This window comes from Pseudoalteromonas rubra (assembly GCF_000967655.1).
GTDB classification, from domain to species: Bacteria; Pseudomonadota; Gammaproteobacteria; order Enterobacterales; family Alteromonadaceae; genus Pseudoalteromonas; species Pseudoalteromonas rubra_A.
This window is the reverse complement of the sequence record NZ_JXYA01000026.1, coordinates 1-20,108: the sequence shown is the minus strand read 5'-3', so window position 1 is coordinate 20,108 and position 20,108 is coordinate 1. Positions and strand designations below refer to the sequence as shown.

Here is a 20,108-nt window from a genome sequence, read left to right as displayed (position 1 = left end):
TCGCAATACTCATTGTTGAGTTTGCGACTCTTTACTTTGCAACCTAACGATCTTTGTACATTTCATTGGCTTTAAAGGCTTCAACTTCCAGTGGGGAGTTGTTATAGCCATACTCGGCCAGATCAGAAAAGTGCTGCGTCACCATGGCTTGCAGGCTAGAACGCTCAATCTGCAGGACGTGAACAAGTTCATGTGCCAGCTTAGGCGTAGTGAGTTCAAACCCGTGGCGAACATAGATGGAATAGCCAAATACCTGGGCGTTATTGATAATGCCTTCTCCCACAAAACCAAGTGCCTCGCCCAGTGTTTTCAAGGCAAAATTGTCATGAGGAAAAGGGACTTCATCGACATAGACTATTCTCACTTTTTCCGGTGATTGTATACCTATCTCTTTTGCAATCGCTAAGTGTTTTGTATCCAGGGGCTTGCCAATCTGACGACCTTGCATATCAGTTTCTTCAGCCCAGCTAATATATTGGGGCAAAAGTACAGAAGATATCAGTGTCTGATGAAAGAAAACGATACCCAGGGTAGCGGCAAACGTGATGGACAGGAGTATTTTTATTATTTTCATTGTTGGTCACTCATTTATTTTATTGATTTTCCTTAGTTGGTAAAACAGGCAGGAAGCTGATAAGCAGATTGATAATACACTACTAAGCAGCGATTATCATTTTTAATAAAGCGCAGCTAACTTGATGATTATTTAGACGAGGCGTTGTAAACGAATGGCTGACAATAAAAAAAGGGGCCATCAGGCCCCTTTTTATTGTCGTATGATCAGCTGTTACACAGGGCGTACTTGCCTCTGCGTGGCATGTCTGTATACAAGTAAATATACATATCGTTATTTTGCACATCCTGCCAGACACGATTGCTAGCAGCCGGGCATAATGAGTTACGAATATATTCTTTCACTTCATAATCAGACATTGCCAGTTTGGTCGGGATCTGAATAAACACATTCAGCTCACCATTTTTAAAATCAATGTTGTTGAATTTCCAGCTGCCCATCATGAACTGCTTAGAAAAATAGCGCGTAATGCGTTTTTGGGCGCTCGAATCAATTGCTGCAATTTGCACCTGTTCAGATGAGCTATCAACAAAGTAGGTCCACGCAGCTGAAAGTATGATAAAGCCGCCTAACAACATAGACCAGATTGGTAATGTGGTTTTTACTGTCGTATTTTGCTTTTTCTGACGATGTCTGGATTCAACAATTTTTACCCATTCATTGTGTTTCATAGTTCGCTGTGTCATAGACCATTCCTCCCGTGTATATGGCTTATTAAAACCAATCATTGTGGAAAGAAAATGGAGGCGATTGTGTATCGTGCCTGATCGGAGCAGTTATTAGCCGATTTTTATTGAGGTCGGATCTGTAAAAGTTAGAATAATTTAATCGCGTGTTTTGGCTGTTAATTACCCAGTTTGACTTGAATATGTTCTGTTTAAAAAGGTGCGATTCGTTTGACCGAATAAAAGGCGGTTAAAGTGCCCGACAATATGCCTGGCACTTGCTGTACTAACTGTGTGATACCGTTTGTGGTACTTTTGCTGCAGGTGTTGTTGAAGCGGCAAATAGTGTCACCCGAACCGACAGCCCGCCTAACCTGCTATCTCTAAGTTCAATGTCACCAGACATGGATTCGACCAGGCTTTTACACAGTGATAGCCCCAGGCCTGAGCCACCGGTTGCCCGGCTTCGTGAGCTTTCTACCCGGTACAAACGTTCAAATAGACGTGGTTTTTCGTTGTCCGACACGCCCGGTGATGAGTCTTCCAGCTGAATGATCAACCCCTCACTGTTTTGTCGGATCTTGAGTTTTACCTGGCCTGGTTTGTCGGTATACAGGCAGGCGTTTTTTGCCAGGTTGTCTATGACCCTGTCCAGTTTGGGTTTATCGATTAATACACTGGCATTGGTGGGGATCGAAATGTCGGCACTAAAGTGTAGCTCATTGCTTTGCACCATACGTTTGATGTCGTAGCAATAACTGTCAGCCAGTGTACGGGTACAGTAAGGCTGATTATTGACTACCATAGCCTGGTTATCGGCCTGAGACAGTTGATAAACGTCCGAGATCAGATGATTAAGCTGGGATATTTTTTCATTGATCTTGCTGTAGGCCAGGGTGTCGTCGTCCAGCAGGTTATATTCTAATGCTTCAATGTGCAGCTTAAGTACACTCAATGGTGTTCTCAGTTCATGAGAAATATCGGCCAGCATCTGATCTTTTTGTTTGAGGTTTTGCTGGTAAAGGTTGGCTTTCAGGCGTGCGGTTCTGTTTTTACTGAACAAGATATAGCTGATCAGAATACCCAGCAGCAGGCAAGTCAGGGCTACAAACAGCCACATGCGCTGCATCAGTTGTGCATTGCGCAACTGGCTTTCTGTTAGCTTACGGTGATGCTCTGAGTCATCTATGCGTTGCTGTTGCATCACTGTGTCTATGGTACGCTTGTGCGTCAGCGCCTGCTCTGAGTTGGCTTTTTCTATATTCTGTGCAAAAAAGGTGTTGGCCTTGCTTAGCGCTTCGTAGGCTTCCTGATGATTGCCTTGTTGAAAGTCATATTTGGCTTTGAGGTTATAATACACCTGAGACATGTGAGAGTTCTCGTCGTCTTCTGCCATAAAGCGTGTTAGCCACTCATAGTGGGGCTGCGCCAGTTCAGGTTTTTGTTGATACAAATAAGCACGGGCCATAATGACGTGGGCATAGAAACGCTGTATCTGGTTATCAGTTTGAGCGGCGTAGTGCATCGAGAGTTTGGCATGCTCCTCGGCCTTTGCTCCTTTTTCCAGCTTAAGATAGGCCTGGCTGATCAGCTTGTGGGCTCGCGCCAGGCCAACATTAGCCGGAATTTGTTCAAGCAGCTCAATGGCCTCGGTGGTTTTCTCAACCGCCTGTAAGTAGTTTTTGCGTTTGAATGTGACCTGAGCCAGCCTCAGGGCGGTGCCGGCAATATTGTTCAGTTCACCCGACTTCTTATCGGCGATCAGCGCTTTAGTAAAAAAGAACTCGGCCTGCTCCAGGTCGTTGAAGCGCATGGCCATATCGCCCAGATTATAAAAGTTGTTGGCGACTACTCCATGAAGCTGGCTGTCTTTAAGTGCATCCCTGGCTTTAAGCTGAAACTGCATGGCCATCGCCATTTCATTTTTGGTGTCATACAAGGTGCCGAGGTTGGAATAACTTTGACCTATAAAGTCATTATTATTCAGTGCTTTAGCGGTCTTTAAAGCGTGCCTGTAGTTGTCTTCAGCGTCATCCAGCTTGCCCATGCGGCGGTAATTTATCCCCAGCTCCTTATAAAGGCGGTACTGGTTGTTGGTATCCAGCTGAAATTGCTTGGTTAGTCTGTCTAACGCATTAATAGCTTGCTGATGATTACCCTGCTTGCGATAGATTAGTGCTTCAACAAAGCGTGCGTCTAGCTGCTTTTTTAGGTCGTCATGGCTATAAAATGGGGTCAGGCCACTGAGTGCTTGCTCGTAATTGCCCGACAACTCGAGCTTCTTGATTTCATGTAGTGTTAACGTCGAGTTGGTTGCCTGCGCATTAACAGTAACTATACTGAGTAACGCAAAAGCAGATGGGAGCAGTATTTTTTTCATAATTTTTTCGTGGCACATCAGACTTTTTTCAGAGTATGCAATAATTGTGGTGCAATTATGGAGCTGTAAAGGGGGTTTACAGCTTACTGAGTTGGTAAAATGATGGTTTGTAAGGCTACCTAGTTAGTAAAATTCTGTTTTATCCGCTGCTGACTTAGTAAAATTTTGGTTTATTGACTTCGGAGTTAGTAAAAATGTGGCCTGAGCCGTGTTTATTATTGCAACTAGTCGAATTTTCAAGCCAATAGCAGGCGGATTTTTCCGAATTTTAAGCCAAAATCTTATGGTCGTCCTCCTTTTTTGCCGTTTACGCCCTTTTCTGTCATTAAAAGCGCCTCAGCTGATAAAATCCTGATCTGACATTCGCAGGCGGGTAAAATCGTGATCCGGTGCTAATCTGGTTGAGATTAAGGAGGCCGAGCCTGTCGGGTCTGGCAGCAGGCCATCGACTTTGTAGATTGGAATATGTGTTGGCGGTAATGTGCTGGTAAAAAACTGATCTAAAAAGGGCCCGCAGGCCCTTGTAGATGTAGGAACTTTATGACAATTAAAATTGGTTCATGGTGTTGGCTTCACCACCTGCTTTCAGCGCGTTTTCACCACTGAAATACTCTTTATGTGTATCACCAATGTTGGAGCCGGCCAGGTCCTGGTGCTTCACGGAAGCCTGCTCGCGGCGAATTTCTTGTCTCTGAACATCACGTACGTAGGCAAGCATACCCAGGTCGCCAAAGTAACCTTCCGCCAGAATATCTGTGCTCAGCGCAGCTGTGTGATAAGTCGGCAAGGTGATTAGGTGGTGGAAAATACCCGCCTGAGCTGCACCATCACGCTGGAAGGTACGTACTTTAGCATCGGCTTCTGCTGCCAGCTCTGATTGATCCAGCTCTGGAGACATCAGCGCTTTAGGATCTTGAGTTGGATCTGGGTAGGTCGACAGATCTTTGCCCTGCGCCTGCCACTCTGCATATACCTGCTCACGGAACTTCAGCGTCCAGTTAAATGACGGTGAGTTGTTATATACCAGCTTGGCATTGGGCACCTGCTCACGGACTCGGTTCACCAGTTCTGCTATTTGCTCTACATTGGGCTTTTCAGTTTCAATCCACAACAGATCGGCGCCTGATTGCAAGCTGGTGACACAATCAAGTACAACGCGGTCCTTTTCAGTGCCTTCTCTGAACTGATACAGGCCATTATCAAGGCGCACAGGCTTGCACAGCTCACCATTTTGTTTAATGACCATGTCACCTTCATTCAGATCCGCAGCGCCAGAGATAACGGTGGTGTCGAGGAATGCATTGTATTGGCTGGCCAAATCGCCAGGCGTTTTAGAGACCGGGATTTTCTGCGTCAGGCTGGCACCAAGAGAGTCGGTACGGGCGACAATAATGCCATCTTCTACGCCCAGTTCCAGGAATGCATAACGCACCGCATTGATCTTGGCTAAAAAGTCTTCATGAGGCACGGTCACTTTACCGGCCTGGTGACCACACTGCTTGGCGTCCGATACCTGGTTTTCAATCTGAATGGCGCACGCACCCGCTTCAATCATTTGTTTTGCCAGCAGGTAGGTGGCTTCTTCGTTACCAAAACCGGCATCAATGTCGGCAATGATGGGCACAACGTGAGTTTCGAAGTTATCTATTTGTGCTGTGATTGCCTGTACGTCACCACCCTGTGCTTTGGCCTCATCCAGTGCCTTATAAAGGTGATCAAGCTCTCGTGCATCTGCTTGTTTTAAGAAGGTGTAGATCTCTTCAATCAGCTTAGGCACGGCGGTTTTTTCGTGCATGCTTTGATCCGGTAGTGGTCCAAATTCAGAGCGAAGCGCGGCAACCATCCAGCCACTCAGGTACACGTAAGAGCGTTTGGTGGTCTTATTATGGCGCTTAATGGCCATCATCATTTGCTGAGCAGTGAAACCGTGCCAGCAACCCAGCGACTGCGTATACTGGCTGCTGTCGGCATCGTACGCAGCCATATCTTCACGCATTACCTTCGCGGTGTATTTGGCAATATCCAGACCCGTTTTAAAGCGGTTTTGTAAATGCATTCTGGTTGCAAATTCAGGGTTGATCCCCTGCCAGGTATTGCCCTGAGACTGGCACAATGTAGTAAAACGATCAATTTGAGAGGTATAACTGCTCATAACAAAATTCCTTCGAACGGGTTTAAGCTAACTGGTTTATGTTTGTCTGCCAGAGAGCGAGTGTGAGAGTGCTGCCTGGCGCTTAAATAAACACTAGACCGACCAGTGTAATTTTTTAAATTTATAGTTGTTATTGCCAGTATATTTATTGTGAATGGGTAAAGGGGTTTGTTTTTAGTGAAATTGGCTTATTTTAAAGTGACCCGTTCAAACCCGATCAAGGATCACTCACATGAGTTCTCACATTTTACAGGCCGGATTGCGTATCGATACCCGCCTGTTTGACTTTGTCGATCAGGAGCTGCTGCCTGGCACCCAAATTAACGCAGACGACTTCTGGTCTGGTTTTTCTAATATTATCCACACTCTCACACCTAAAAACCGGGCGCTGCTTGCCAGGCGCGATCTATTACAAAAACAAATTGATGACTACCACTTAGCGAATCCGAGCTGGGATGCTGAAAAGTATCGGACATTTTTAACCGAAATAGGTTATCTGGTGCCCGATGTTGCTGCGCAGCCTATCACCACCGAGCAGGTTGAGCCTGAAATAGCCCGTATTGCGGGTCCACAGTTAGTGGTGCCGGTTAGTAATGCGCGATTCGCGCTAAACGCAGCCAATGCGCGCTGGGGCTCGCTTTATGATGCACTTTATGGCACCGACGTGTTGCCAGAAGAAGACGGCGCTGAGCGCGCAAGCGGTGGTTATAATCCGGTGCGGGGCTTTAAAGTGATGGCCTATGCGCGCCAGCTACTGGACCGTATTTTGCCGCCGGCACACGGCTCTCATATCGAAAGCACCAATTATGCGGTGGTTCAGGGTGAACTGATCATCACGCTTAACGATTCAAGTCAGGTTAAACTGGCGGAACCCGCGCAGTTTGCCGGATATAACGGACAGCCACAGAGCCCGTCGGCGTTACTGTTTAAACACCATGATCTACATTTTGAGATCCTGATTGATCCCCAGGATCCGATCGGCCAGGCAGACAAGGCCGGGATCAAAGACGTGATCCTGGAATCCGCGCTGACCACCATCATGGATTGTGAAGACTCGGTTGCAGCTGTGGATGCCGAAGATAAAGTACAGGTTTACCGCAACTGGCTGGGCCTGATGCAGGGCACACTCAAAGAGCAGTTTGAAAAAGCCGGTAAAACAGTAACCCGTTCACTGAATGCCGACAAAACTTACCTGACACCTGATGGCCAAACGCTTAGCCTTAAAGGCCGAGCTATGATGTTTGTGCGCAATGTTGGCCACCTGATGACCACGCCCGCCATTTTGGATGAGCATGGCGAGGAGGTGTTCGAAGGGATAGTCGATGCGGTGATCACCGCAACCGCCGCGCTACACGATCTGCATGGTGATGGGGCGCTTAAAAACTCCACGGCGCAGAGTGTGAATATCGTTAAACCCAAAATGCACGGTCCGGAAGAAGTAGCCTTTACCGGCGAGTTGTTTAGTGCGGTAGAGCAGCTGCTGAAATTACCCGAAAACACGCTAAAAATGGGCATTATGGATGAAGAGCGCCGTACATCTGTAAACTTACAGGCCTGTATTAATGCGGCTCACGCCCGCGTTGTATTCATCAATACCGGGTTCCTGGACAGAACCGGTGACGAGATCCACACGTCTATGCTGGCCGGCCCGGTGTTACCCAAAGGCGAGATAAAAGCACAGCCCTGGATAGCGGCGTATGAAGATCGTAACGTAGACACAGGCCTGGCTTCGGGTTTTGCGGGTAAAGCGCAGATAGGCAAAGGCATGTGGCCGATGCCTGACAAAATGGCGCTGATGATGGAGCAGAAGCTGGCACATCCTAAGTCGGGTGCTAATACCGCCTGGGTGCCCTCTCCCACTGCGGCCACTTTGCATGCTATGCATTATCACGAAGTTGAAGTGGCGACATTGCAGCAGCAAATTGCCCAGCGGCAGATGGCAAGCCTGGACGACCTGCTGACACCGCCATTGCTGGGCGCACGTCAGTTAAGCGATGATGAAATTCAAACTGAGCTGGACAATAATGCCCAGGGGATTCTGGGTTATGTAGTGCGCTGGATAGATCAAGGGATTGGTTGCTCAAAAGTACCCGACATCAACCATGTTGGCCTGATGGAAGACAGAGCAACGTTGCGTATCTCCAGCCAGCACATTGCTAACTGGTTGCATCATGGTATTTGCACTGAGGAGCAGGTTAAGCGTACTTTTGTTCGTATGGCAAAAATCGTCGATGAGCAAAATCGCCATGACGCGCAATACCAGCCAATGAGCGGCGAAAACATCGAAGACAATCTGGCCTTTACGGCGGCTTTGGCGTTAGTGCTGCAAGGCAAGGCACAGCCAAATGGCTACACTGAGCCTTTGCTGCATGCCTATCGACGTCAATACAAGGGCCTTGTTCAGTAGTTTCTCTGATTAGTCTGGGCAACAGAGTGTAAAGGGGCTTTACGCTCTGTTTTACCCCGCAAAATGTCAGTAGATGTAAGTTTGCGTCAGATTTATGTAGTATCCCGTTGTATTCTTTAAGCGCCCTGCATACCCTTATCTAAAGTAATAACTATGGATAATAATGACTATGTTGTCAGGGAAATATACATTACTTGGGAGCAGCGCCTTGCTGTTTTCGGGGTGTGTTTTTGTGCCGCACACCGAAGTCAGTTTTGATGAATACTGCGGCGTTTACAAAGAATCGACCAGTATAGATATGGCGCCTCGCGCTGCCAGTAACCTGGTGTTTCATGAACTAGAACTGGTTGGTGGCCTGGCACTGGCCTTGTCCAATGGGGTTGTAAAAGCCCAACAACATCAAGCCTACAAAGAAGCCTGTCTGGCAAACGGTATTGATATTGATGCCGAAGCAAAGCTAAGTGCCGATAGCGCTACATCTCAAGTTAAACAGTCACAATACTGCGACAATCAGGCCTCTGATCTCTGTGAGATTGAACGGCGCCGCTGATACTCCCTCTTCTTTTGCACACCTGTTTGAGAGTAATAGGGTGTAATAGGAATTTCTTTTGTCGTGAACTACTTTTTATAGGCTCTGCTGCTGTGAAGTAAACCACAGGCAGCAGGTTACCGTCACGAAGGAGCAAGTTCATGAACGAACCAATTAACAAAGACGTATTGAGCGGGTTGAAAGAAATCATTAAGCCCGAACTCAGAATTTCAAAGCAACAAGAGCAAGAGATAAAAGCGCGTAGCGTTGATTACAAGGCTGCTGATATCTCGTGTGTGAAAGCCATCGCGCAGGCGGCTATCAACGTTGAGCTATTTACCATTCCTCTGTATATGACCGGCCTATACTCCATTTATGGGATGCACCAGATTGGTGACAATTCCGGGTTATATCCGGGACGTTGGTGGCCTGGTTTGGCAGCAACAGCTGGTACGGTGCCAAAGGGGCGATTCGATGAATATGACGCCGTAGTTAAGCCGACACCGACGGATGTCTTAACAGTCAACGAGCAAGTATTCAATGGTGTATACAGCGTGTTTGTGGAAGAAATGCTGCACCTGCAACTGGCTTCTAATATGGCCAGCAAGATTGGACTTACACCGACTTTTACCAGTGAGGCACTGATCGATAAGAAATATGGCTGGCAGTGTTACAACAATCAGACCATGATCCCGCACATTCTGGATTTTAAAGACTGCGATAGCGATCTGAATAAGCTGAGCCCTGAAGTCAGGGATTACTTTAAAGCCCACTTTAAGGGTGAAAGTTTGCAGGACCTCAGGGTGAATGCTACGGAGCTTAACAAAGAGCAGGCGCTGCTGTTTTTATTGATTGAAGAAACCGAAGAAGATGCGCAAAAAATTATTGCGCCCCAGTACCTCAAGCCCGGTGCAGATGGCCGTCCTAAGTACTTTGAGAATGCCCCGTTTGACTGGTGGCAACCCAGCTACACTGAAACCAACCTGCCGCTGTTTGGCTCAATCGGCCATATGTACCTGTGTTACTGGAACTACCTGCAAATCCAGTATGACGATGGCACATCTTTGCTCGATGCGCTGTTAGGGTCAACGCCGGTGCAAAGAGACTACTTTAACGTCCGTCCTGGCGATGACGAGTACCAGGCACAATTTCCTGGTGTTGACGGGTCTTTGAATTCGCCAGAATTGGATGATACTCGCCACGATGAGCTCAAAGTTAAACTTATCAACAACATCAATGCCATTACCGATCAGGGCGAAGGTCAGGGCGTGGTGGAAACAATCTGCCAGCAATGGAGCCATGAAGCCTGGGCACAAAAAGCCCTGAGCACTTTATTTGCGCAAAAGACTGAAGATACGCATACCGTGCAAGAGAAGTATCAGCCTGATGAGAACGCACTTAAAGCGGATTATCCGGGAGACCCCGTCTCAGGATCGGCGTGTGCACGGATCATGAATAAGCGCAAAGATCACTTCCTGATCTTTAAGCAAACACTGGAATTGATCGTTAAATACAGTGATCCCAGTTACGAAGATAAAGAAAGATACCTAACCTGGAAAGACTGGCATGCCGAAGGCAAGCGTTGGAACAGGGAAATGCTGAATCCGGGTACCTGTGATAAAGCAAAAGAGCAGCACCCAGACTTACCTGGGGTTGATGAAATCGTTTCTGCACTAAACAACTTAAGCCGCACAGAAAAAAGCAAGATGGAAACCCACCTGCTGTTCAGTCAGTCGGCAGTCGGTACTATTAAAGGCCTGACAACCGCGCTGGACCGCTACTGGTCAGGGAAAACGGATGAGTTTCCCGGTCCTGCTATGGGTGGCTCCGGCGACCGTGTTTCTATTTGCTGGGCCACGACCGGGATGGCACCGGATCTGGTAACTGGCATTGCACCGCAGGAAGACGGCGTCTTGTATCATGCCTGCCAGGGTATGAGTTATAGATCGGAGGATGCAGGACTACCACCAGCCCAGGTGTTCCATAGCTGCAAAGGCTCAAACGATTGTAAAGCCCAGGGCGGCTGTGGTTTTGTTCACAGCACTACACCGGGTGGCAGTTGCGGTGCCAGTGGCGCGAAAGGCATTAAGAGTGCCCCGGCCGACAACAAGTGTAATAACCTGGGAGGCTGTGCTGTGCCTATTTCGGCCTCGCAGTTATTCCCTTCCTTACCTGCCGACGACAGCGACGGCTATAAAATGCAGCTGTTTAGTTTTGATGAATACAACAACTTTACACCTATCAGCTACATTACGCCTGATGGCGGCGATCCACAGCAGGATTGCACTGACACTACGCCGATGCCGTACAAAGAAGGGGACGCGGTGTACAAAATTGCCTGGCAGGCTTATTGTAATGCCAACGATCTGGTTAATAAGCAGACCGGTGAAATCCCTGCGCCACCAGAAGTGGATGACATTCGTCTGGCACTGCCGCCTTCAACATAAGGAAGCGCCATGTCGGATAATTATAATGGAGAGGCGCGGCGTAATGCCGCAGCCTCTTTTTCTCATACTGGGAGCCTGGGGTTTGGGGTTGGCTTGCGCAGCCAGCATTATCCTGAGCTGATGAGTATTGACCACGACACGGTAAAAAAGCCGGTGGACTGGTTTGAGATCATCAGCGAAAACTACATAGACAACTTTGGCTATGGCCGTCACGTGCTGGAAACTCTCAGAGCATACTACCCTATGGTGATGCATGGCGTGTCGATGAACATTGGCAGTATCGATCCGCTTGATTTTACCTATCTGAACAAGCTCAAAGCACTGAGCGATTTTGTGCAGCCTGCGTGGGTGTCGGATCATCTGTGCTGGACAGGGGTTGCCGGGGTAAACAGCCACGACTTGTTGCCCATGCCGCTGACCGATGAAAGTCTCGACCATGTTATCCGCCGGGTTAAGCAAGTGCAGGAAGTGCTGGAGCGCCCGATTGTGCTGGAAAACCCGTCTACCTATTTGGAGTATTGCCATTCCAGCCTGAGTGAACCGGCTTTCTTTACCGAGCTGGTGAATGCTACCGGCTGTGGTATTTTGCTCGACGTCAATAATGTCTTTGTCAGTGCGTTTAATCATGGCTTTGATCCTGAGGCGTATATTCGTGCCTTGCCCCACCAGCAGATTGTGCAGATCCATTTGGCGGGCCCAAGCGATTGCGGCGACTGCCTGATTGACACCCACGACCAGCCAGTACCGCAGCAAGTCTGGGCGCTTTATGCATTGGCGCAACAGCTGACCGGCGGCGTGTCGACCTTACTGGAATGGGACGCCAATATTCCGCCATTTGACACTCTGGTGGCAGAGCTGAATAAGGCAAAGCAGGTACTCAATGGCGAGATGCCCGTACAGGCCGTGTACCAGAGCGATATGGCGAAATTTTCAACGCCCGTGGTACGGGAAATGCATCAAAATACAGACCTGGCACACAGCTTAAAACCGGTAGCAAAATGACGTACTCAACCCCACAACTCAGCCAGTTGCAAAACTGGTTGTCTCACGTTTTAATTTCTCGTGGCGACTTACCCGAAAAGTTGCTTACAGCAGGTCAGCGTGATGGCCTGACACTTGAGCAGTGCGTTAAATCGACCCCACAGTTGCCTGCCGAGCGTCGGGTGGATATTTATGCCGCTGGCTACGTTATGCGACTGGTGGAATGCTTAAAAGGGGAATTTGCCCTGCTCTGCGCTTTTATGGGCGATGACGTTTTTGAGGTATTTGCCAAGGCGTATATCGTGACCTTACCGTCGCGGTCATTCACTTTGCATACGCTGGGTAAATCGTTTGTCAGTTTTCTGGCTAATACCCGGCCTCAGGGAGAGTTCGACGACAAACAGCGTGCGATGTTCGATGTGCCCGTGGAGCTGGCCCGATTCGAGCGTGCCAAAGCGGAGGTGCTGCTGGCCGAAGGACTGGAAAACACACCCCCAGCCGAGTTGGTATTGAATGAATTTGAACTGCTGGGCGGCGGCGCATCGCTCAACCTAATAGTGCCACCGTGCCTGCGTTTACTGGTCAGCGACTATGATCTGCTGCCCATGGTTGAACAGTTAGAAAATGCCCAGCCGCACACCCTGCCTGGCAGAGAAACCCGTTATATCGCCCTGACCCGGCAAAACTACCGGCTGATCACCCAGCCGCTCACCCACTGGCAGGCGGATTTGCTCAGCCACTGTAGTCAGGCTATGTCGTTTGAACAGGCACTAATGCACAGCGCCCGCCGTCAGGGCATGGAACCCGCGCTACTCAGAGCCCGGCTGGCCATGTGGCTACCTGCCGCCGTCGCTTGTGGTCTGCTGGTGGTCGAACGCGCTAAGCGCCCGGCCACAAACACCGAAGATGCCTCGCACTACTTATAAGCGCAACGCGAGGGGTGAATATTCAGCTGCTTATCTTTGCGCCTTGCAAGCTGCGATTCAAACTTACTGGCGAGTTGATGGCGCCAGTACGGTGCCATCATCTCTTTGTTCGGCGCTTTAGGCCCGAGCGTCACGTACTCAATCGGCGCCAGATGATCGTCTCTGTGCAGCTCAAGGTATAAACGCGGCGCAGTGCCTGTGGCAAAATCAGGAGCAGAGCTTTGGATCTCTTTTGCGCCATAGTCCAGATGCGTGACGATTACTCTGTGTTCCTGCTCATCCTTATAATGGGCGTCTTTTAGCAGGTAGGGCAATGGGCCGAGTAGCCAGGCAAGCGTTTGTAATTTTTCAGGGGTCGGTTTCTTGCCGACAAATTTATCGACTTCTTTCTTAAGGTCTTTGAAGTAAGTTTGCAGTTCTTTGGCACCCTCGCCCAGTATCTTAAAATTATCTTTGAGATACACAACCCGATAGAACGCAGCGCTTTCCTGAGGAGACTGGCCGGTGTTGGTAAATGACGGCATCCTTTCCTCTTGCTCTGTGTGGTTGCCCTGCTCTTCCAGTAATCGATAGTCAAAAAAGCGCTCTGTGTTAAACGTAATAGCGCAGCCGCAGGCATCGTCATTTAAATGGTTTTTACTGTAAAAGCGCCACATGTTCAGGCTGTCGCTTTCCGGTAAAAAGCAGCCGATAAATACCGGGTTGCCCTCTTCCGGCTCGTAACCTAATTCCTGCCAGAGTAACTTTCCCTCATTGGGGTCATTGACTGCATTAATATGCCCCAGCCTGAATGGGCTTTTTTCCAGTAAAATGGTCTGTCCAACGTCAAATGAGGTGTAGTGAGTCATCGTACGATGTTTTTTGACTTGAAGATGAGAGAGTATCTTCTCTCTCAAAGTACTTATTGACTCTGATTTTTCAAAACGCTCAGCTCTGTCGTGAAGTTCATAGGCTGCAAAGCTTAGCTGTGGGTCTTTGAACACTTGTTCACACAGCGCTTTGGCCTCTGTAAAATTTTGAGCAACCACCAGCCCTACAAAATAACAATGAGCCAGAATGAGCTGAGCTCCGGCGTCTTCTTGCTTTGCAGCCAACTGGTAGCATTCAACCGCTTTCTCATCACTTTGCGCTACGCCTTTTCCTTGCCTATACATAAAGCCCAGGTTGCATTGGGCATCGACATGTCTCTGCTCTGCGGCCAGCTGGTAATATTCAACCGCTTTTTCATTACTTTGCGCTACGCCTCTACCATTTCCATACATCACACCCAAATTGTACTGACTATTTGCATCACCTTGTTCTGCGGCAAGCTGGTAGTACTCAACCGCTTTCTCATCACTATGAACTATGCCTTTTCCTTGTTCGTACATAAAGCCCAAGTTGCATTGGGCATCGACATGTCTCTGCTCTGCGGCTAACTGGTAGTATTCAACCGCTTTTTCGTCATTGTGTGCTACGCCTCTACCATTTCTATACATCACACCCAAGGTGCACTGAGCATCTGCATCACCTTGTTCTGCGGCAAGCTGGTAGTATTCAACCGCTTTTTCGTCATTTTGTGCTACGCCTCTACCATTTGCATACATCACACCCAAGTTGCACTGAGCATCTGCATCACCTTGTTCTGCGGCAAGCTGGTAGTATTCAACCGCTTTTTCGTCACTGTGTGTAACGCCTCTACCATTTGCATACATCACACCTAGACTGAATTGACCGCGTGCGTTTTCTTGAGCTGCTGCCAACTGAAAGTACTCAACCGCTTTTTCATCACTTTGCGCTACGCCTCTACCATTTCTATACATCACACCCAAGTTGCATTGAGCATCTGCATCACCTTGTTCTGCGGCAAGCTGGTAGTATTCAACCGCTTTTTCGTCACTGTGAGTTATGCCTCTACCATTTGCATACATCACACCCAGATTGCATTGACCGCGTGCGTTTCCATGAACTGCTGCCAACTGATAGTACTCAACCGCTTTTTCATCACTTTGCGCTACGCCTTTTCCTTGTTCGTACATGAAGCCCAAGTTACATAGGGCACCTACATTTCTCCGCTCTGCTGCTTGTCTAAACCAGTCGGCTGCTTGGCCATAATTATGTTCTACTCCTACACCATAATAGTAGGCATCGCCCAACTCATTTTGCGCCTCTGCATCACCACTCTGGGCTTTCTTAATCAGTGCTTCAATCTCTGGAGTTAGTTCGGGGTTATGTTCTGACATCAATATTCCTTTTAAACTGCTTAACCCCGGAAGATTCTTATGTGGGGTTTTATATCCTTATTAAACGGTATTTTATGATGGCTGACAATGGGATAGATTTTACCCAGTGAGTACAGTTTGCCTGCACGAGACCCAAAGCCTTAAGCAGTATTGGCGCTGGCGAAGTGAGAAAAGCCTGAAAAACGGCCCACCGACTCGTCAGCGGGTGGACCTGTGGGTTATCCTCGCGGGTTATTTAATTGGCGTCTGGAAGCCTTTGGGCTTAATGGCCAGTACGGAGCACTGGGTTTGCTCCAGAATGGATTCGGCGGTGTTGCCGATTATCAAACCCGGAATGCCGACACGGCCTACGGTACCCATCACGATTAAGTCAATCTTGTGTTTTTGGGCCAGCAGAGGGATCTCTTTACTGGCTTTGCCTTTGACCTGGTGCAGTTTGGGTTGCAGGTACTGAACGGCTGACTTGTCGAACAGTTGGTCCATTTTTGTCACCAGCCGGGCCGGCTTAGTGGCACAGTCTCTGCGCCCCTGCTCTACATAATCATCCACCTGTTCGTCCGACTGATGCGCAAAGGTGCCGTAGCGCAGCCTGTCTTCGGCGTAGGCATCCCAGGCACTGCCCACATGCAGCTCAGACAGTTCGGGCAGGCTTAACGATACGCTGTATTCCATTACGGCCTGATTGAGTTTGTCCTGTACTTGTTCATCATCCAGCTCTCTGAAGCTGTCGTTCACGTCGATCGTAGCCAGAATTTTACCAAAAGCATCGAGCTAAAAAGCCGACAGATGGATAAAACTTAGGTCGAGCATTGCACCTCCTTCTTCACGTTCAATGGCTTACAGCTTTACCTTAGTGGTCGCCAGCATCACAACTCCCTACGCAAAAATCAATCTAAGTTCTGTGGATCTTCGCCGACCATGTTCTACATCAAAATAGCAGCGAAAAGGCGCCGTGGCATGCGTTTTATAGTATGAATTTACCGTATTTATAAGCAGTTATACTCGAAGTGTTGCGTGCTTGATACCTCGTGCAAAAAGTGCTGTACGTGACTCTGAGGGTGAATTCTGTTTGATAATGATATTTGATTATTTTTAGTGGAATGAACGGTGCTGGGCGATTAAGGCTGGACCTATTTGAGGATAAATTAACTATTCAGCATTGAAATGATTAAGTTTTTGTGACTATATGTTGTTGGCTTTTCAATATTATAAAAGGAGATTTTATGAAAAAGTTTACAATGACGGGCATTGTCCTTGCTTTGTCACCCATGTTGAGTGTTGCGAGTTCAGACCTTCCTCTGCCAAGCGGATTTTCGGATTCACTGGAAAGGGGGAATACGGTCATTCACAGCAATCGGCAATTAATTACAAAAAGCGAAATGCGTGCTGCTTCTGCCACAGCTTTTGCTGAAACGGATCAACAAACTACGGCTATTACGCTGCGTTGCCCGACCACATTAAACATCAATACTAGCTATCCACTTGGTGGTGCGCAGACTGGCGGCTCAGATTGCTTTCACTTTAAACTCAACAATCCGAGTAAACTATATGCCTTTGTGACGGCACAAAATGCACAAACCAATGTGAATTTGACGCTGATCCGCCACAACCCGGACGATACGCTGACTGTGATTGGCGCCTCATCAAATGAGGGAGGGCTGGATGAGCTGATCACGACGGTTTCACAAGCTGGTGATTACTATTGGTTATTGGAGTATGTTCAAGCGGATGGCGGTGAGTTTAATTTTGGCGTGATGACCAGTGAAAGTATTGATAGCAACGAGCTAAATGATACGATTGCGGAATCAACAATTTTACCGGATCAGCTCAATAAAGTTGTGGGTAATCTGGACAGTATACTTGATGTTGACCACTATGCGTTCGAAGCGAAAAGAGGGCAAGAGGTCCTGTTAAAATTTCTGGACCCGGGTAATACCGGTGAGTTTGTACTTGAGCACTTAGAGGCCGGAGCCTGGGTAGAAGTACCACTTGCAAAAGGTAAGCTAATTACTCCTGCACAAGCTGGCGAGTATCAAATTGTACGGGTCAGACCAAACTATAGCCTACCTAATAACCCGGCGAGCGCTTATCAACTTACTTTAGGTTCTAATGTTGCGTCATTTTCGCAGCACTCAATTGAAGGTGAGTCGAATGTTTTACGCGTACCTTATGCTGCTCAAAGCTCTCCTTACATGACTACACAGGCTTATCAAAAGTTGAAATGGAATGTTACTTTGCAAGACTCTAAGGGACATCCTGTACCTGGAGGACAGGCATTATTGTTCTTATGGCGTGATTATTATAACAGGACTACGTCCAACTTTGAGCTAACTCCCGCAGTGGCTGATGCTCAGGGAAAAATTTCTCAAGTCATTGACTTGGGACGTTGCGTGTCCGGAAATGGTGAGGCTTTGCATACTGAATATAGTGGTGGCTACACTAATGAGTGGTACTCCCAGTATCAAATCGGGGCTTGGCGAGTAGAAATTCCAAGTGGTCTTGAAGGTTCTATAGGCATTGGTGGAAATCGGCATCCGATTGTAACCTTGGGTCATATTTGTGATCAGGATCTTCTGTCAAGTACTCGTCAGTAACGCGTCTTATAGCCGGAATGCGAAGGCCTTCCGGCTATATACGGTTCATTTTGTGAAAACGGGCGCTGCTCTGGCGCTGAGCTGGTCGGATATATTGAATGTCCAATCCCACTTGTTGAGCAAATAGCCTGTTTTCTCTCTTTGGATCTCGTTGTTGCTGCTTTGTGTGATCATCTCTTTGAAATCGATGATCTCCGCAAAGTTGTCTTCGTTGACATCATATTTTCCCCAGTACTGGCTCGTGCCGGAGCTACCCCGCTCAATCTCCAGCCCTTCTAAAAAGTTGGCTTTAAAGTCTTGTGCGGCACTGACTAGTTTGTCATTACTATTCAAAACTCCTTCCACAAGTTTTTTATCTGCCTGACTCAAATGGCCTGTTGCAACCAGTTTGCCCGTGTCATCAATTGAAAAGCCCCAGCTTTTATTCTTTAGCTGTGGGTGTTGTTCATACAAGCCTGCAGACACTTTTTCATATTCTTCTGCTACTCTGTCCGCGGCGGCTGGGGTGTCGTGTAAATACAATTTGCTTGTGGAGTTTGCAACACGCTCAATGAGATCTCGGTGTTCTTCAAATCTGGCTGGTAGGTCCAATTTACCGTTACTGGTATAAGTGATTACTGTCAACTTGCCATCGCCAGATTTTGCTCGCAATTCTTCAGCAGAACGTGACGGCTCGGTATTGGTTAATTGTGTGGCTGAGTCTACTGAGGCTACCTTTTTACTGCTTGAGGCAGTAGCTCTGGTTTCATCACTAACCTGGTTGTTTTTTGCATGCAGGTGTTGACCCGCACTTGCGTCAATCTTCATGTCATTATCCTTATTACACGCTTCACTCATAACTGTATCGGCTGTATGGTGAATTAATTTAACAAAATTTACACTTATTTTAATCTAAATTGAGTAGATAACCTATGGTTGACTCAATATTTTGAGGCCAGGCCCATGCATAAAAACTGAGTCTGACGGGTAGAAACCTCAAATGGTCCTGAAAGCACCGCTGTATTGGTGGAAATTGGCATTTGGCGACAAGGCCTATTTTGCAAAAGTTGGCTGTGCTTTTGCCTGTAACTGGTCGGCTATATTAATCGTCCACTCCCACTTATTGAGCAAATAGCCCCTTTTCTCTCTTTCGATCTCATTATTGCTGCCTTGTTCGATCATTTCTTTAAAATCGATTATCTCCGCAAAGTTGTCTTCGTTGACATCATATTTGCCCCAATACTGACTTATACCGGCACTACCCCGCTCAATTTCTAGCCCTTCCAAAAAGCTGGCTTTAAAGTCTCTGGCGGCACTGACTAGTTCGTCATTGCTATTTAAAGCCTCTTCAACAAGTTGCTTATCTGCCTGATTTAAATGGCCTGTAGCAATCAGTTTTCCCGTGTCATCAACTGAAAAGCCCCAGCTTTTATTCTTTAGTTGCGGGTTTTGTTCATACAGATCTGCAGACACCTTTTCATACTCTTCTGCGATTCTGTTCGCTGCGGCCGGGGTTTCGTGTAAATACAGCTTGCTGGTGGAGATGATGGCACTCTCAAGTATGCCCCTGTGCTCTTCATATCTGGGGGGGAGGTCGAGTTTGCCGTTAGCCTTATAGGTGATCACGGTTAGCTTACCGTTGTCAGACTTGGCCTGAGTTTGCTCAGCAGGATGTGTCGGCTCTGAATTGATAAATTGTTTGGTTGGGTCGACCTTGAACGCCTCTTTGCCGTTTGAGGCGACAGTTTTCATTTCATCACTAACCTGGTTGTTTCTTGCATGCAGGTGTTGGCCCGCATTTGCGTCAATCTTCATGTCATTATCCTTATTACACGTTTTACAGTTAACCTTATCGGTTACGGGAAAAATAAGTTTAACTAATCCTTAAAAAGGCCCATTTTTTAGATGGGAAAGTATGACGTGGATGAGGCTTGTAGGGAGACAAGATAAAACGATGAGCGAGCTGAAAACAAAAAAGCCGCCCTTTCGGGCGGCGGGTGGGAATTCAACAATGTAATACAAGGAAAAAGGGAGTGAGTGTTTTATTTGCTCTCTAGTAACTTACCGGTGCCAATCTCAATCTTTCTTGGCTTTAACGCTTCCGGTACTTCGCGCTCCAGGTCAATCAATAACAAGCCATTCTCAAGCTCTGCGCCTATCACTTTGACGTGGTCGCCCAGCTGGAATTTGCGCTCAAAGTTGCGCTCGGCAATGCCCTGGTGAATAAACTTACGGTCGGTTTTGTCTTCTTT

15 protein-coding genes are annotated in these 20,108 nt (G+C 47.7%); 6 read left to right on the top strand and 9 right to left on the bottom strand.

Translation table 11 applies throughout. The features are described from left to right. Positions 1-43: 43 nt before the first annotated feature. The 4 genes from TW77_RS11695 to TW77_RS11680 form a co-directional block, all read right to left on the bottom strand. A complete protein-coding gene (locus TW77_RS11695) occupies positions 44-574 on the bottom strand; it encodes a hypothetical protein (protein WP_046005161.1) in 531 nt (176 codons plus the stop codon). A gap of 206 nt (positions 575-780) precedes the next feature. Further along, complete coding sequence (locus tag TW77_RS11690; protein ID WP_046005160.1) at positions 781-1,260, bottom strand: hypothetical protein; 480 nt, start codon at positions 1,258-1,260, stop codon at positions 781-783. Between the two features lie 265 nt (positions 1,261-1,525). Next, positions 1,526-3,619, bottom strand: a complete 2,094-nt coding sequence (locus tag TW77_RS11685) for an ATP-binding protein (RefSeq protein ID WP_046005159.1) — start codon at positions 3,617-3,619, stop codon at positions 1,526-1,528. Positions 3,620-4,166: 547 nt separating this feature from the next. Then, on the bottom strand, positions 4,167-5,771 hold the full coding sequence (locus TW77_RS11680; protein ID WP_046005158.1) for an isocitrate lyase: 1,605 nt from the start codon (positions 5,769-5,771) through the stop codon (positions 4,167-4,169). 232 nt (positions 5,772-6,003) lie between these two features. Between TW77_RS11680 and TW77_RS11675 the strand changes: the two genes are divergently transcribed. From TW77_RS11675 to TW77_RS11655, 5 genes are all read left to right on the top strand, one after another. Further along, positions 6,004-8,178 carry a malate synthase G gene (locus TW77_RS11675; RefSeq protein WP_046005157.1) on the top strand — a complete coding sequence of 725 codons (2,175 nt, stop codon included), beginning with the start codon at positions 6,004-6,006 and terminating at the stop codon, positions 8,176-8,178. Between the two features lie 163 nt (positions 8,179-8,341). Then, complete coding sequence (locus TW77_RS11670; protein WP_046005156.1) at positions 8,342-8,728, top strand: hypothetical protein; 387 nt, start codon at positions 8,342-8,344, stop codon at positions 8,726-8,728. Positions 8,729-8,868: 140 nt separating this feature from the next. Further along, positions 8,869-11,154, top strand: a complete 2,286-nt coding sequence (locus tag TW77_RS11665) for a ferritin-like domain-containing protein (RefSeq protein WP_046005155.1) — start codon at positions 8,869-8,871, stop codon at positions 11,152-11,154. 9 nt (positions 11,155-11,163) lie between these two features. Further along, complete coding sequence (locus TW77_RS11660) at positions 11,164-12,156, top strand: DUF692 domain-containing protein (protein WP_046005154.1); 993 nt, start codon at positions 11,164-11,166, stop codon at positions 12,154-12,156. Beyond that, positions 12,153-13,061 carry a DNA-binding domain-containing protein gene (locus TW77_RS11655; protein WP_046005153.1) on the top strand — a complete coding sequence of 303 codons (909 nt, stop codon included), beginning with the start codon at positions 12,153-12,155 and terminating at the stop codon, positions 13,059-13,061. The genes TW77_RS11660 and TW77_RS11655 overlap by 4 nt, the downstream gene beginning before the upstream one ends. Here TW77_RS11655 and TW77_RS24785 read toward each other — a convergent pair. Both TW77_RS24785 and TW77_RS11640 read right to left on the bottom strand, forming a co-directional pair. After that, complete coding sequence (locus tag TW77_RS24785; RefSeq protein ID WP_082078912.1) at positions 13,052-15,283, bottom strand: SEL1-like repeat protein; 2,232 nt, start codon at positions 15,281-15,283, stop codon at positions 13,052-13,054. The genes TW77_RS11655 and TW77_RS24785 overlap by 10 nt on opposite strands. Positions 15,284-15,514: 231 nt before the next feature. Then, a complete protein-coding gene (locus TW77_RS11640) occupies positions 15,515-16,018 on the bottom strand; it encodes a universal stress protein (RefSeq protein WP_052713160.1) in 504 nt (167 codons plus the stop codon). Between the two features lie 488 nt (positions 16,019-16,506). On the opposite strand from TW77_RS11640, the gene TW77_RS11635 reads away from it, so the two are divergent. Further along, positions 16,507-17,877 (top strand): hypothetical protein, encoded by a 1,371-nt coding sequence (locus TW77_RS11635; protein WP_046005152.1) that lies wholly within the window; start codon positions 16,507-16,509, stop codon positions 17,875-17,877. 45 nt (positions 17,878-17,922) lie between these two features. Here the strand turns inward: TW77_RS11635 and TW77_RS11630 are convergent, their stop codons facing one another. From TW77_RS11630 to TW77_RS11620, 3 genes are all read right to left on the bottom strand, one after another. Then, complete coding sequence (locus TW77_RS11630) at positions 17,923-18,684, bottom strand: hypothetical protein (RefSeq protein ID WP_046005151.1); 762 nt, start codon at positions 18,682-18,684, stop codon at positions 17,923-17,925. A 225-nt stretch (positions 18,685-18,909) separates the two neighbouring features. After that, positions 18,910-19,671 (bottom strand): hypothetical protein, encoded by a 762-nt coding sequence (locus tag TW77_RS11625; protein WP_046005150.1) that lies wholly within the window; start codon positions 19,669-19,671, stop codon positions 18,910-18,912. Positions 19,672-19,898: 227 nt separating this feature from the next. After that, on the bottom strand, positions 19,899-20,108 hold a 210-nt coding region (locus tag TW77_RS11620), incomplete at its 5' end, for an Hsp20 family protein (RefSeq protein WP_046005149.1).